Source organism: Aquimarina agarivorans, from assembly GCF_000218485.1.
In the GTDB taxonomy this organism is placed as follows: domain Bacteria; phylum Bacteroidota; class Bacteroidia; order Flavobacteriales; family Flavobacteriaceae; genus Aquimarina; species Aquimarina agarivorans.
In genome coordinates, this window is record NZ_AFPB01000024.1 from 1 (window position 1) to 1,105 (window position 1,105).

At 63.9% G+C, this 1,105-nt stretch carries 2 protein-coding genes; one reads left to right on the forward strand and one right to left on the reverse strand.

All coding sequences use genetic code 11. The features are described 5' to 3' along the window. On the reverse strand, positions 1-334 hold a 334-nt coding region (locus GMC_RS23300), incomplete at its 3' end, for a hypothetical protein (RefSeq protein ID WP_010520388.1). Between the two features lie 263 nt (positions 335-597). On the opposite strand from GMC_RS23300, the gene GMC_RS23305 reads away from it, so the two are divergent. Further along, a partial coding sequence (locus GMC_RS23305) for a hypothetical protein (RefSeq protein ID WP_010520389.1) occupies positions 598-1,105 on the forward strand: 508 nt, incomplete at its 3' end.

Genomic DNA, 1,105 nt, shown 5'->3' on the forward strand with positions numbered 1-1,105 from the left:
CGCTCGCCTTGGCCGTCTTCTGCTGGACAACGTATAGGAAACCATCCCGAACATCGTCGAAACGCATCGCCAGGATGTCGGTGCGTCGCTGGGCGGTGATGAGTGCCAGGTCAATCGCATTCTGCAGCCAGGCTGGGGCCTGCTCGCGTATTGCTCGCAACCCCTCCACCGTATGCCGCTTCCGCTGCTTCTTCTCGATCCTGGCGATGGTGCTGGCCGCCGGGTTGTCTGGGCAGAGCCCCTTGGCGGCGGCGTGGTTGAAGATGTCGACCAGAAGAGCGCGCGCCTGGTTAGCGGCTCGGGGAGTCAGGCTGTCGAGCAGTTCGGCGACCATGCGAATAGTGATTTCGTCAACAGCCTGCGTCGGCCAGGCTGCGGATTTCGGAGCACCGTGACCGGCCGTTTCGGTTGATCGTGACCGCTCATTTCGCTAACGCGTGACCGCTCATTTCGGTAGCAACGTGACCGATTCTCCGCCTGTTCCGAAACAGGTGGTCACGGCTTACCGAAATCGCCGGTCACGACTTAGCGAAAGCCTTCCCTTCGTTGCGCATGACCTGATGCGCCGCCATCCTCGACCGATTTCGGGAGAGGAAGATGGCGGCGCCGCGAGTAGCCATGCGAAACATCAAAGAATGTCTGCGCCTCAAGTTTGAGGCCGGCTTGTCCCACGAGAAGATTGCCCGTGCCTTGCAGCTGTCCAAGGGCGTGGTTAGCAAGTACATCGCGGCGGCGCGGGTGGCCGGGCTGGACTGGCCGGCGCTGGTGGCCATGGACGAGGCCGCGCTGGCGGCCGCCTTGTTTGCACCGACGTCGACGAACAAGCCGCGCGGTGAGCGAGTGCTGCCCGATGTGCTGAGCATCCACCGCGAGTTGCGACGCAAGGGCGTGACCTTGCAGCTGCTGTGGGAGGAATATCTCGCCGCGCATGCGGGCCAGCCGACCTACCGCTACACCCAGTTCGTCGAGCACTACCGGCGCTACGCCCAGACGCTCAAACGTTCGATGCGTCAGCTGCACCGTGCGGGCGAGAAGCTATTCATCGACTATGCCGGGCCGACGCTGCCGGTGGTCGACCCGGCCACCGGCGAAGTGCGCCGGGCGC